Genomic DNA, 13,962 nt, shown 5'->3' with positions numbered 1-13,962 from the left:
AAGAGATGGCGATGTTCGATCTGATCATATCAGGCGGGACGGTGGTCAACGCCGAGGGTGAGCGGCGGGCGGACGTCGCAATCGTCGATGGTCATATTGCCGCATTGCTATCTCCCGGCGAGCCGGGGATCGCTCGCGATATGATCGACGCCTCGAACAAATACTTGATGCCTGGTCTCGTCGACGCCCACGCTCATCTGCGCGAGCCTGGTTTGACACATAAGGAAGACTTTGAAAGCGGCACGAGGGCCGCGGCGCTCGGCGGCGTGACGACGGTGCTCGACATGCCGACCGACGATCCCTGGACCGCAACGCCACAGCAGCTTTCCGCCAAAATGGCTCTGGCCATGGACCGCATCCATGTCGACGTCGGCTTCCAGGTTGTCCTCAATCGCGATCTTAGTGAGATTGACGCGTTGGAGGAGCTGGGGCCGGTTTCCTTCGAGCTTTTTACCGCCGATGTGCCTGAAAATTTCCTGTTTCCGACCATCGACGCGGCGTCGCAAGCCCTCGGCCGCTTTGCAAGCAGGAATACGCTCGTCGGTGTTTCGCCCGGCGATCAATCAATCCTGATGGGAAGCGCTGACCGTGAGACGGTCGGCGACGTCGCCGCATTTCTCGCCAGCCGTCCGCCGCTCGCAGAAGCCAACGGCATTGCGCGCGCCTTGCTTGCCGCTGCATCCACCAAGACGCGCATTCACGTTCGCCAGATCAATTCGGCGCTTGGAATCGCGACGTGGCGGCGTCTTCGTGACCTGGCGGACGCGACGGTCGAGACGACGCCGCAAAACCTGTTTTTCACCGCCGAGGACTGCCAGGCTCAGGGCGCGAACCTGAAGGGATCGCCGCCTTTCCGCGCCAAGCATGATGTCGAAATGTTGCGCGCAGCCATGCGCGAAGGCCTGATCGATATCGTCGGTACCGACCACGCGCCGCACAGCCCCGCTGAGAAATCGGCGTCCTACCCGGCGTTTGCCGATATTCCAGGCGGAATGCCGGGGCTTCAGACGCTGCTTCAGCTGATGTTGAAGCTGGTCGGCGAGGAGGTCATCGGCCTTTCGGATCTTGTGCGCATGTGCGCATTCAATCCCGCTGCCCGTTTCGGTCTCGGCAACAGCAAGGGTGCGATCGCACCCGGCTACGACGCGGACATGCTGATTGTCGATCGGCGACGGACGAGCCGCATCTCCAATACAGAACAAGTCTCACGAGCCGGATACACGCCGTTCGACGGATGGGAGGTGACCGGTCAGCTCGATCGCGTTTTTCTGCGTGGGCGCGAGATCGTACGGGATGGCAAGCTCAGCGGCGGGCCAAGCGGCCTTGTCGTCCGGCGCGGGGCCTAAGGGAGGATCGATGTCACTTCTACAAAGCAAAATAGCCGTTGTTACCGGCGCAAGTTCCGGTCTCGGCCGTGCCATCGCGATCCGCTATGCGGCCGAGGGTGCTTGCGTCGTTCTTGCCGACATCAGGGATGCGCCGGTCGAGGGCGGTGCGACCACGCTGGAATTGATTGAAGCGACAGGCGCTACTGCATTGCAGGTCGCGACCGATATCGCGGATTGGAACTCGGTCGACGCGATGGTTTCAGCCACCGTCGAACGCTTCGGGCGGCTGGATATCATCGTCAACAACGCCGCGATCTACACCTCGACCAATCTGCTCCAGACCTCCATCGAGCAATGGGACCGGGTGATCGCGGTCAATCTCACAGGTTTCTTCTACTGCTCGAAGCGCGCCGTCATGCAGATGGTCGGACAGGAGCCCGTAAACGAGGTCCGCGGCCGTATCATCAATATCTCGTCGCAGCACGGCATGGTGGCGTCGCCCGGTGACTTTCCTTACGGCGTCAGCAAGGGCGGTATCGTGCAGATGACGCGCCAGATCGCCGTGGATCATGCCGAGGACGGTATCGTCTGCAACGCGATTGCGCCGGGCAAAATCATCACCGGCAAACCGGGGGTCGCCAACGATCCAAAGGCGCTCGACTATTCGCGCAGCCGTACGCCTTGGCCGCGGCTCGGCACCCCCGACGACGTCGCCGGCGCGGCTTTGTACCTCGCAAGCGACATGGCGAGCTTTGTCACCGGCGTCAACCTGATGGTCGACGGCGGCTGGATGGCGGGCTGAATCAACCAACAACAAACGAAAAGCCGGCTTGAGAGCCGGAGAGGAGACCTTCCATGGATTTAGGATTGAATGAAAAGACTGCGCTTGTCTTTGGAGCAGGCGGGGGTCTCGGTGGCGCGATTGCGCGAACCTTGGCAAAGGAAGGCGCCAATGTGGTGGTTGCCGATGTCAATCGCAAGGCTGCCGAGATCACGGCCGACGCGATCACATCCGCCGGGGGCAAGGCGATGATGCTGGAATGGGACCTTACCGATCTCTCCGTGATCGATGCGCATTTGAAGGCTATCGAACAGCAGTTCGGTTCGGTGAACGTCCTAGTGAACAATACCGGCGGCCCGCCGCCGACACCGGTTGCGGGGCAGGATGCCGAGACCTGGCAGCGCTTCTTCAACTCGATGGTCCTGCCGGTCATCGCGGTTACCGACCGCGTCCTTCCTGACATGAAGGCTGCAAAGTGGGGGCGCATCATCACATCGACCTCATCAGGCGTAGTCGCTCCTATTGCCAATCTCGGCATGTCGAACACCCTTCGTACCTCGCTTCTCGGCTGGTCGAAAACGCTGGCGCAGGAAGTCGGGCGCGACGGCATCACGGCCAATATCGTGCTGCCGGGTCGCATCGCGACACAACGCATCAGCTTTCTCGACGAGCAGAAAGCCAAGCGCGAGGGACGCTCGGTCGAGGACGTTTCGGCGCAAAGTACCGCTTCCATTCCCGTCGGCCGCTATGGCGACCCGCAGGAATATGCCGATGTCGTCACCTTTCTCGCGAGCAGGCGCTCGTCCTACGTCACCGGCAGCGTGATCCGAATCGACGGCGGACTGATCGCAAGCATCTAGGCCGGTGCGTTGCAACTTACCGACGACGGTGTACCTAATATTAGGGACTGCGACAAAGACAGCAAACTCTGATAAAGTCGTGATTGTCGGTTGCAGTTCAACGTGTCGGCGAATGATTTGCCGATGCTCTTGAACCGCGAACCGGCTCGCGGCTGAGGAGGAGGAGTGCTGTGGCGGGTTTTGCGCCATGGCAAATTTGCACGGCGACCTTGCGCCCCAATGGACGAAAAGATCGCACGCTCTGAAATCGCGAGCGAAGTCTATTTCGAGGCATCCCTGAAGCTTTCACGCACTGACGGCGCTGGGGTAGCTGGAGCAACCTTGAGGAGGATAAGGATTGCGATGTGGTACCGTGCTCTTCCGATCAGCCTTTGCCTTGCCGTTCTGTTGCCGTTTGACGCGCTCTCGCAGGAAGGCGACGCCGCGGCGGGGGCCGTCGTGTTCAAGAAATGCGGCATCTGTCATGTGGCCGAAACCGACACCAACAAGGTCGGCCCTTCACTTAATGGTCTGTTCGGTAGAACGGCCGGGACCCATCCCAACTTCAGCTACTCGCCAGCCATGCAGGAGGCAGGCAAGGGCGGTCTCATATGGAGCGAGGTGACGCTTCGCGACTATTTGCACGATCCGAAGGCCAAGGTGAAGGGAACCAAGATGACCTTCGTCGGGCTGAAGGATGATACCGAGATCACTAACCTCGTCGCTTATCTCAAGCAGTATTCCAAATAGTGGCATGACGCATGCAGACCGATCCCAACGTCTTCAACGGAAAGCGTTTTTCGGTTCAGCAACCCGAGCGGTCCGCTATCTCTCTGGCGTAATTGCCCGCATGACGTGTTTATGAGATGATGTGAAAATACAACGCGATGGGCCTCGGATCAGTCCGCAGCCGGGTCGCGGGTCAGGGAGCAGGAAATGGCTATTGTGCTGGTTCTGGTTCTGCTGGTGGTGGGATCGGTCGCATTCCATCTCTTTAGCCCGTGGTGGTGGACGCCGATAGCGTCGAACTGGAGCTACATAGACAACACGATCGTCATCACGTTCTGGATCACTGGCTTGGTCTTCACGCTGGTTGTTTTGTTCATGGCCTATTGCGTCTTTCGCTTTCGATACCATCCGGGAAAGCGGGCAGCCTACCAGCCAGAGAATAAGCGGCTGGAGTGGTGGCTTGCCGGCGGTACCGCGCTCGGAGTGGCGGCAATGCTTGCGCCCGGCCTTGTCGTCTGGAAGCAGTTCGTGACGGTGCCTGCAGATGCCAGCATGGTGGAAGTCGTTGGCCAACAGTGGCAGTGGAGCTTTCGGCTGCCAGGCGTGGATGGGCGGCTCGGGCGGGCCGATACGCGCACTGTGACCGCGGATAATCCACTCGGCGTGAATAGGAACGATCCAGCCTCTCTCGACGACATCGTCATCCAGGGAGGCGAGCTGCACCTGCCGCTCGGCAAGCCGGTCGAGCTTCTCTTGCGTTCTATCGACGTCCTGCATGATTTCTACGTGCCCGAATTCCGCGCCAAGATGGACATGATCCCCGGGACTGTCACCTATTACTGGTTGACGCCGACGCGGACGGGAACCTTCGAGGTGCTTTGCGCCGAATTATGTGGTGTCGGCCATCCGCAGATGCGCGGTACGGTGATCGTCGACGACGAGGCCGCTTACCGAACCTGGCTGCAACAGCAGCCGACATTCTCACAATCATTGGCACTCGCGCAGAAGCAGCCGGCAAAGTAAGCCCAAGGCGGCCGAGGAGGAAGGCCGCTTTGGGGAAACAGGGAGGACAGAGCATGGTCGACATTCGATCTGGCGCCGAGGACATCATTCATCCCGCCGAAGTCGAGGACGTGGAGCTTTACCATCCAAAAAGCTGGTGGACGAGATATGTTTTCAGCCAGGATGCGAAGGTCATCGCCATCCAGTACGGCATAACTGCCATCGCAATCGGCATGGTGGCGCTGGTGCTGTCCTGGCTGATGCGCCTACAGCTCGGATTTCCTGGCTATTTCTCCTTCATCGATGCCGACCATTATTATCAGTTCATCACCATGCACGGCATGATCATGGTGATCTACCTGTTGACAGCGCTGTTTCTTGGGGGATTTGGCAACTACCTCATCCCCCTGATGCTCGGTGCTCGCGACATGGTGTTTCCCTATGCGAACATGCTGAGCTACTGGCTCTACCTTCTGGCGGTGCTGGTGCTGGTCGCAGGCTTCTTCGCACCGGGCGGGCCGACCGGTGCCGGCTGGACGCTTTATCCGCCGCAGGCCCTCCTGTCAGGCACGCCGGGCGGGCGCGACTGGGGCATCATCCTGATGCTCTCGTCGCTGATCTTGTTCATCATCGGCTTCACGATGGGCGGTCTCAACTACGTTGTCACGGTGCTGCAGGGACGCGCCCGTGGCATGACACTGATGCGCATGCCACTGACAGTATGGGGCATTTTTACGGCGACCGTCATGGCACTGCTCGCCTTCCCAGCACTGTTCGTTGCCGCGGTCATGATGCTGTTCGACCGGCTGCTCGGCACAAGCTTCTTCATGCCCGCTATCGTCGAGATGGGTGAGCAGTTGAAGCAGGGCGGCGGCAGCCCTATTCTCTTCCAGCACCTGTTCTGGTTCTTCGGCCATCCCGAAGTCTATATCGTGGCGCTTCCCGCATTCGGTATCGTTTCTGACCTGATCAGCACCCACGCCCGCAAGAATATCTTCGGCTACAGGATGATGGTCTGGGCGATCCTCATCATTGCGGCGCTGAGCTTCGTTGTCTGGGCGCATCATATGTATGTGAGCGGCATGAATCCCAACTTCGGATTTTTCTTCGCCACCACGACGCTGATCATCGCCATCCCGACGGCGATCAAGGTCTACAACTGGGTGTTGACCCTCTGGCGCGGCAACATTCACCTGACGCTGCCGATGCTGTTTGCGCTTGCCTTCATCGTCACCTTTCTCAATGGCGGGCTGACAGGCCTGTTTCTCGGCAACGTCGTCGTCGACGTGCCACTGTCGGATACGATGTTCGTCGTCGCGCATTTCCACATGGTGATGGGGGTTGCGCCCATCATGGTGGTTTTCGGGGCTATCCATCATTGGTATCCGAAAATAACCGGGCGGATGTTGAACGAGGTGATGGGACATATCCATTACTGGGTCACCTTTCTCGGCGCCTATGCGATCTTCTTCCCCATGCACTACCTCGGCCTGATCGGCGTGCCGCGCCGCTATTACGAGCTCGGAGAGACCGCGTTCATTCCGCCGTCGGCCCATACGCTGAACGAGTTCATCACCATCGCCGCGCTGATCGTCGGTGCTGCGCAGGTGTTGTTCCTGTTCAATCTGGGCTGGAGCCTGTTCAGGGGCAAACCGTCCGGCGGCAACCCGTGGCGCGCAACGACGCTTGAATGGCAGACGCCCCAGACGCCGCCCGTCCACGGAAACTGGGGTAAGGAGCTGCCTGTGGTCTATCGCTGGCCCTATGACTATAGCGTTCCAGGCGCGGCTGAGGATTTCATTCCGCAGAACCAGCCGGACAGGGCAGGCTTGTCGAGAGGCGTCGTTCCATGAGCGCCATCCTCATCTTCCTGGCGGTACTTGCCTGCATCATCGGCTGGTGGATGACGCGGCAGCGGCTGACCTCGAAGCCTTGGCTGGAGGCGGGACAGGCGAGGGACGTTCAGGGCATGCAAGGATCGCCGCTGCCGACCGCCAAAATCGGCCTCGGCATTTTTCTGGCTGTCGTCGGCGCCTTGTTCACGCTGTTCATTAGCGCCTATCTCACGCGCATGGGCGGAGCCGACTGGTGGGGGATGCCCATCCCGCGGCTGCTCTGGGTCAATACGGCGGTTCTGGTCACCAGTAGCGGAGCGCTCCAATGGGCTAAGACAGAAGCCCGCGTCGGGCGCCATGAAGCCTTGAATACTGCGCTTTCGGCAGCGCTCGTAACGGCTGTCCTCTTTCTCGCCGGTCAGGCCGTGGCGTGGTGGCAGCTCATGTCGGCCGGCTACATCCTCGCCGATAACCCGGCAAACAGCTTCTTTTACATGATTACCGGAATACACGGATTGCACATTCTCGGCGGACTTCTCGTGCTCGGGCGAACAACGATGCGGGCGCGGTACGACCTGTCGCCGCAGAAGCTGCGCCTGAGCGTGGATTTATGTGCCACCTATTGGCATTTCATGCTCCTGGTTTGGCTGGTGCTGTTTGCGCTTTTCGCAGGCTGGGCCAACAGTTTCGCCGATCTTTGCCGTCAATTGATCACTTAAGGAGTTCGGATCATGAACGAATCCGCGCAGACGCAGCCCAGCGAAACACTTCCGCGACCTGTTGGGCTGCGCGGCGTCGCGGCAGATCTTTCGTCGGACCAGCGGGCGTTCAAGAACGTCTCCTGGGGCAAGGCGATGATGTGGATATTCCTCCTCAGCGACACATTCATCTTCGGCTGCTTTCTACTTGCCTACATGACCGCCCGAATGTCGACGACCGTCCCCTGGCCCGTTCCCAGCGAGGTATTTGCCCTCACGATTGGGGGCAAGGAAATCCCGCTGATCCTGATTGCGATCATGACGTTTGTCCTCATCAGCAGCAGCGGTACGATGGCCATGGCCGTCAACTTCGGATACAGCCGAGATCGTCGCAAGGCGGCATTCTTGATGCTGGCGACGGCGGCCCTCGGCGCGACCTTCGTTGGAATGCAGGCCTTCGAGTGGACCAAGCTGATCCGCGAAGGGGTGCGTCCCTGGGGAAATCCCTGGGGTGCCGCGCAATTCGGCTCGTCTTTTTTCATGATCACGGGCTTCCACGGGACCCATGTTTCGATCGGCGTGTTGTTTCTGCTGATCACGGCCCGCAAGGTGCTGCGGGGAGATTTCGACCAGGAGAGGCGGGGCTTTTTCACCAGCAGGAAGGGCAACTACGAGATCGTCGAGATCATGGGGCTCTACTGGCACTTCGTCGATCTGGTCTGGGTATTCATCTTTGCATTTTTCTATCTGTGGTGAGGAGCGCACAATGTCCCAATCGCCTGTTCATTCCGGACAGCAGCATCCGATCAAGCTCTACCTCGTGGTCTGGGGCCTGCTTTTCGTCCTCAGCACGTTTTCCTACCTTGTCGATTATCTCGGCATCCAGGGCTATCCGAGGTGGTTTCTGATCCTGCTCTTCATGATTCTGAAGGCGGGGTTGATCGTTGCCATCTTCATGCACATGGCCTGGGAACGGCTGGCGTTGGTCTATGCCATCGTGGTTCCTCCGGTACTCGTGCTCGTCTTCGTCGCTTTGATGGTGTCGGAGTCCGACTACACGGTGTTGACACGACTAGCCTATTTTGGCGCGGTCCCCTGAGAGGCTCGTTGCTTCAGGCCAACTTCTAAATTCAGGGTTATCAGAACGTAACGTAAGGTAGCTCTTGAGTTCAGATAAAACCTGGAGGCGCAGTCCAGATCGATGGAAGTTACTGCTGTGTGAAAATTAATTTCATAAATTCAACTTTTTCCACATTCACGTTGACGGGTTCGAATTTTTGTCCCAACTTGACGAAAATAAATTACGTGAGTGGGAACTCGATAGCATGAAAGTGGGAATTATCGGGCTTGGATTCCGGCTGGCTTACCTTGCCTATGTCTTCAAAGCCATTGATGAGAATTTTGAGATCGTTGGTTATGTCGATCCGGAGCCCACCGGACTACCGGAGCTTGTCGAGAAGAAGATTTCCGTCGGCACGTCCTATGCGTCGCCGCAGGAGCTGACGGCCAACGAAAAGCTCGATCTGCTGATGATCGGCTCCCCGAACCACATGCATCTCGACCACATCCGGATCGGCCTCGAGGCCGGACTGAAGGTTTTTTGCGAAAAGCCCATCGTCACCACGATCGAGGACAGCATTGAGCTTGCCCGTCTTATGGCTAAATTCGGCCACGAGCGGCTGATGGTCGGCCTTGTTCTGCGATATTCTCCGATGTACCGGGATCTGCTGGCAGCACAGGCGACGGGCGTGCTTGGCAATATCGTTTCCATCGAGGCCTCGGAGCACATCTATCCTTACCACGGCGCCTTCTTCATGCGCGACTGGCGTCGATATGAGAAATATTCCGGCAGTTTCATGCTGGAGAAATGCTGCCACGATCTCGACCTTTACAACGGTATTGTCGGCGTTCGGCCGGAGAGGGTTGCAAGCTTCGGCGGACGCCGCAGCTTCATTCCGGCGAACGATCCCCGCAACGAGGGGATCAACGACATGACCATGTTCTACAGTAAGCCGTCCGGCTGGCAGGGCTCCGACAAGGTGTTCGACAGCGATGGCGACATCATCGACTATCAGGTGGCGATCGTGGAATATGCCAACGGCGTCGGCATGAATTTCCATACCAATCTCAATGTTCCCGACCAGTTCCGTCGCTTCGCCATCATGGGGTCGCGCGGCATGGCCGAGGGCGATTTCATTCGCGGTTATCTCGACATCCACGAGGTTCTCTCGGGCGCAAAGGTCGTGGAGAAAAAATACGCGACGCGCACCGCACTCTCCCAGCACTATGGTGCCGACGAGCAGATGGCGGCAGATCTGATCGCCCACGTTCGAACCGGCAAGCATCTCCCGGTCTCGACCCTGAATGCCCTTGAGGCGGGCATCCTCGCGCTTGCGATGGATGAAGCGCGCCTGAAACGAACCATCGTTGATTTGCGACCGGTATGGGATAGCTTCGACGAAGCTCTCCACGCCAGAGCGGCTTGAGGAGCGGCGAAGGATGAACAGTCAACGCAGTAACATCCTCTTCGCCTGGCTCCTGCTTCTTCCCGCATTGCTATACGTTCTGGCAATCGTCGCCTGGCCTTTGGTAGCGACGGTCAATCTTTCCTTCACCGACGCTGCCCTCAAGAAGAGTGTCAACTGGGTCGGCTGGGACAACTACATCAAGATTTTCCGTGCAGGCTTCGGCACGATCATCGTGCGCACCTTCGTGTGGACGTTCTTCTCGGTCCTTTTCAAGATGGTGATCGGCACCTGCGGCGCACTTCTTTTAAGCGTTGCCTTGCCCGGCCGGACGATCTTTCGCGTCCTGACCCTGATGCCCTGGATTGTCCCGATGGCGATCGGCATTTTCATGTGGGGCTGGATGTATAACGGGCAGTTCGGCATGATTTCCGGACTGCTGCAGCGCTTCGGCATCGTTGATGGGCCGGTGGCATTCCTGGCCTATGGCAGCACGGCCTTCTGGGCAACGATCATGACCGACGTCTGGATCGGCACGCCGATGGTGACGTTCTATTTCCTCGCAGCCATCCAGTCGATTTCCAAGGACCTATACGAGGCGGCATGGGTGGACGGAGCGAGCCGCTTTTATCGCTTTCGCCGCATTACCCTGCCGCTGATGGTGCCGGCCATCCTCACCATGTCGATGATCTCGCTGATTTCGACGTTCAATTCCTTCGATATTATCTGGATTCTAACGCATGGTGGGCCGAGCGGCGAAACCACCACGATGATCATCGACACTTATAGGACCGCGATCGGTTCCTACAAATATGGCGAGGGTTCCGCGCGCGCCGTCCTGGTCGCCATCTGCCTCGGCATATTCTGCTTCTTCTATTTCCGCGTCATCAACCGGCTGACCGCCGCAGACAGCAAGTAAGGGGACGCGTCATGATGATCGACAAATTCCGCTGGTACGAAAAGATCGGCATCTACCTCGGAACCTTCGTATTCCTGTTTTTCATCATGGGACCGTTCATCGAGGGCTTTCTCGTCTCGCTGAAGCCGATATCGCTGCTGTTTTCATCGCCCTATCATTTCTGGCCGGAAAACGGGTCGTTCGACGCCTATTTCACCATCTGGACCACTGTGCCCTTGCTATGGCGCTATATGCTCAACGGAATTTTCATTGCCACCGTAACCACCCTTCTCGGCCTCACCTTGATCATTCCTGCCGCCTACGCCCTTTCGCGCATCGAATTTCCGGGCCGCGGCGTCATTCTCGGTATGTTTCTGTCGGTGAACATGTTTTCGGGTGCGGTGTTGATCATTCCGCTGTTTCGCCTGATGCGCACGATCGGCGTGCTGAATACCTATCTGGCGATGATCATCCCCGGCGCTGCCTTCTTACTCGGGACCGGCATCTGGCTGCTGCGCGCCTATCTGATGCGCATCCCTAAAGAACTGGAGGAGGCTGCCTTCGTGGACGGAGCGGGCCGCCTCTATATCCTGCGCCGGATCATCCTGCCGCTTGCAGGACCGGGCGTTCTCGTCGTGGCGATGTTCTGCTTCCTCACGGTCTATGCCCAGCAGTTCATCTACGCCCTGACCTTTAATTCGAAGTCCGAATATATGCCCTTGTCGGTCGGCTTGTTTGGCTTTTTCGGGCGGCAGGAGGTTGCCTGGAACGAGTTGATGGCGGCGAGCTTCGTCGGCATTGCGCCGGTCCTCATCGTATTCATCTTCCTGCAGCGCTATCTCGTCGCCGGCCTGACGGCCGGTGCCGTGAAAGAGTGAGGCCAACGTGTCTCGCCAATAACCAAGAGTAGAAGACTACCTAACCAGAGTGGAAGGAAAAAACGCAATGCCCCTGCATTCCAAGATCATGATGGGCGTCTTCGCCGCCCTGCTTTCGACGACGTCGATGGCATTTGCCGAAGACAAGGTCATCAGCTTCATCCAGTGCGGCGATTCAGTCGACCCAACCTATCCGCCCTTCATCGCCAAGTGGGAGAGCGCCAATCCCGGTTACAAGGTCAACATCGAGCCGGTCGGTTGGGACCAGTGCCAGGACAAGGTGACCACGCTTGCAGCTGCCGGCACGCCGCCGTCGCTTGCCTATGTCGGCTCGCGCACGTTGAAGCAGTTCGCCAGCAACGACCTCATCATCCCCGTCCCTATGAGCGATGCCGACAAAGCCGCTTACTATCCGAATATCCCGGAGACCGTGACCTTCGAGGGCAAGCAGTGGGGCGTTCCGGTCGCTTTCTCGACCAAGTCCTTCTATTGGAACAAGGATCTGTTCAAGCAGGCCGGCCTCGATCCCGAAAAGCCGCCAACGACCTGGGCTGAGGAACTCGCCGATGCCAAGATCATCAAGGAAAAGACTGGCATCGCCGGCTTCGGCGTCGTCGCAAAGACTTACGACAACACCATGCACCAGTACCTCCACTGGGTTTACACCAACAATGGCAAGGTCATCGATGCCGACGGCAAGATCGTGCTCGACAGCCCCGAAAACCTCGAGGCGCTGACCGCGCTGAAGGCGATGGTACCCTACGCCGAAGAAGGCCCGACGGCTTACGAACAGAACGAAGTGCGCGCCATCTTCCTCGACGGCAAGATCGGCATGATCCACGCTTCGGTTGGTGCAGTGAACAAGCTGAAGGATGCCAAGTTCAAGTGGGGCGTTGCCAACCTGCCGCTCGGTCCGCATGCCAAAGGTCCAGGCACGCTGCTCATCACCGACAGCCTCGCCATCTTCAAGGGCACCGGCATGGAAGACAAGGCGACCGATCTCGCCAAATTCCTGACCAACCCCGAAAACCAGTTCGTCTATGAAGTCTCCAACGGCCTGACACCGCTTCGCCCGGTTCCCGGCGTGAAGGACCTGGTCGCGAAGGACCCGAGCTGGCAGCCCTTCCTCGACGGGATTTCCTTCGGTGGTCCAGAGCCCCTGTTCCTCGACTATAAGGGCTTCCAGAACACCATGATTGATATGGTCCAGTCGGTCGTTACCGGCAAGGCAGAGCCGGCCGACGCCTTGAAAAAGGCCTCTGCCGACCTTGAGCAGTACAAGTAATCAGGTCCCCGGGGGCGGGTTCGCTCGCCCCCGGAACTGACGATCGCAATTGGAGAGCATAGCGTGGACCGGCTTCACCTCAATCATATCGTCAAGCGCTATGGCATCGCGGAAATCCTGCACGACATCAATCTCGAGATCCAGGATGGCGAATTCGTGGTGTTCGTCGGGCCTTCGGGTTGTGGCAAGTCCACCCTCCTTCGCTGCATCGCCGGCCTTGAAGAAATCAGCGGCGGCGATATCCTGATCGACGGAAAAAGGGTCAACGACCTGCCGCCGGTCAAGCGCGGCATCGCCATGGTTTTTCAATCCTATGCTCTATATCCGCACATGACCGTCTTCGAGAATATCGCTTTCCCGTTGCGCGTCGAAAAGATGCCCGAAGACAAGCTCAAGGAGAAGGTCGGCAACGCCGCGCGTATTCTTCATCTCGAAGAGCGCATGCAGCAAAAGCCGGGCATGCTCTCCGGCGGACAGCGCCAGCGCGTCGCGATCGGCCGTGCCATCGTCCGCGAGCCGAAGATTTTCCTCTTCGACGAACCTCTGTCCAACCTCGACGCGGCCTTGCGCACCGATATGCGCATCGAGCTTGCCAGGCTGCATCGCCAGCTGAAGGCGACCATGATCTATGTCACCCACGACCAGGTGGAAGCGATGACCATGGCGGATCGCATCGTCGTGCTCAATGCCGGCGAGATCGCCCAGACCGGGGCGCCACTGGAACTTTATCACAAGCCGGCGAACATCTTTGTGGCCGGCTTTATCGGCAATCCAAGAATGAATTTCCTACCCGTGACGTGCAGAAACGTCGGTTCTTCAGGGATCGAGGTGGACTACAAGGGGCAGACGGCGCTGCTGCCGGTCACGCCGCGGGACGGGATCGTCGGCAAGGCGCTGACCCTCGGCATCAGGCCCGAACATATTCAGATCGGCTCCGGCGATATCACGATACCGGTGGTGCCGACGGTGATCGAGCGGCTGGGTGCGCAGACCGTTGCCCATGCCGCGCTCGACGGGGAGGGGGAGAACTTCTGCGCTACTCTGCCCGGAAGCGTCCCGATCCGAGCCGATGTCCCGCTGTCGATCGGGTTCAAGGCCGCCGACTGCCATCTCTTCGATGAATCCGGTATCGCGTTCGAGCGCAGCGTCGCCTTGACCGATATCGACATGAACGTGCTCGATCCGACGGGGGCGGCCTAAGCCGCGCCGTTCTCCCGTACTTGG

General features: G+C 58.8%; 14 protein-coding genes. All 14 read left to right on the top strand.

The features are described 5' to 3' along the window. The first annotated feature begins 11 nt into the window (after positions 1–11). Entirely contained in the window at positions 12–1,346 is a 1,335-nt protein-coding gene (locus CPY51_RS09750) for a dihydroorotase (RefSeq protein WP_111160093.1), read from the top strand. A 10-nt stretch (positions 1,347–1,356) separates the two neighbouring features. Further along, complete coding sequence (locus CPY51_RS09745; RefSeq protein WP_111160050.1) at positions 1,357–2,130, top strand: SDR family NAD(P)-dependent oxidoreductase; 774 nt, start codon at positions 1,357–1,359, stop codon at positions 2,128–2,130. Positions 2,131–2,183: 53 nt separating this feature from the next. Then, complete coding sequence (locus CPY51_RS09740) at positions 2,184–2,969, top strand: SDR family oxidoreductase (protein ID WP_111160049.1); 786 nt, start codon at positions 2,184–2,186, stop codon at positions 2,967–2,969. 342 nt (positions 2,970–3,311) lie between these two features. Then, positions 3,312–3,698, top strand: a complete 387-nt coding sequence (locus tag CPY51_RS09735; protein ID WP_111160092.1) for a c-type cytochrome — start codon at positions 3,312–3,314, stop codon at positions 3,696–3,698. A gap of 186 nt (positions 3,699–3,884) precedes the next feature. Continuing rightward, positions 3,885–4,700, top strand: coding sequence for a cytochrome c oxidase subunit II (locus CPY51_RS09730; protein ID WP_111160048.1), 816 nt, complete (start codon positions 3,885–3,887; stop codon positions 4,698–4,700). Between the two features lie 53 nt (positions 4,701–4,753). Then, entirely contained in the window at positions 4,754–6,532 is a 1,779-nt protein-coding gene (locus CPY51_RS09725; protein WP_111160047.1) for a cbb3-type cytochrome c oxidase subunit I, read from the top strand. Beyond that, on the top strand, positions 6,529–7,233 hold the full coding sequence (locus CPY51_RS09720) for a cytochrome c oxidase subunit 3 (protein WP_111160046.1): 705 nt from the start codon (positions 6,529–6,531) through the stop codon (positions 7,231–7,233). The genes CPY51_RS09725 and CPY51_RS09720 overlap by 4 nt, the downstream gene beginning before the upstream one ends. 12 nt (positions 7,234–7,245) lie before the next feature. Then, entirely contained in the window at positions 7,246–7,968 is a 723-nt protein-coding gene (locus CPY51_RS09715) for a heme-copper oxidase subunit III family protein (RefSeq protein ID WP_111160045.1), read from the top strand. Positions 7,969–7,978: 10 nt separating this feature from the next. Continuing rightward, positions 7,979–8,311, top strand: a complete 333-nt coding sequence (locus CPY51_RS09710) for a cytochrome C oxidase subunit IV family protein (RefSeq protein WP_111160044.1) — start codon at positions 7,979–7,981, stop codon at positions 8,309–8,311. Between the two features lie 226 nt (positions 8,312–8,537). Beyond that, entirely contained in the window at positions 8,538–9,698 is a 1,161-nt protein-coding gene (locus CPY51_RS09705; protein ID WP_111160043.1) for a Gfo/Idh/MocA family protein, read from the top strand. Positions 9,699–9,711: 13 nt separating this feature from the next. Then, positions 9,712–10,596, top strand: coding sequence for a carbohydrate ABC transporter permease (locus CPY51_RS09700; RefSeq protein WP_111160042.1), 885 nt, complete (start codon positions 9,712–9,714; stop codon positions 10,594–10,596). Positions 10,597–10,610: 14 nt separating this feature from the next. Beyond that, complete coding sequence (locus CPY51_RS09695; RefSeq protein WP_195909491.1) at positions 10,611–11,453, top strand: carbohydrate ABC transporter permease; 843 nt, start codon at positions 10,611–10,613, stop codon at positions 11,451–11,453. A gap of 67 nt (positions 11,454–11,520) precedes the next feature. Further along, positions 11,521–12,738: an ABC transporter substrate-binding protein gene (locus CPY51_RS09690; protein ID WP_111160040.1), complete on the top strand. Its 1,218-nt coding sequence runs from the start codon at positions 11,521–11,523 to the stop codon at positions 12,736–12,738. Positions 12,739–12,801: 63 nt separating this feature from the next. Further along, positions 12,802–13,938: an ABC transporter ATP-binding protein gene (locus CPY51_RS09685; protein WP_111160039.1), complete on the top strand. Its 1,137-nt coding sequence runs from the start codon at positions 12,802–12,804 to the stop codon at positions 13,936–13,938. Positions 13,939–13,962 lie beyond the last annotated feature (24 nt).

The organism is Arminella tubonensis, assembly GCF_003240585.1.
GTDB lineage: Bacteria > Pseudomonadota > Alphaproteobacteria > Rhizobiales > Rhizobiaceae > Rhizobium > Rhizobium tubonense.
This window is presented reverse-complemented; position numbering and strand designations above follow the sequence as displayed.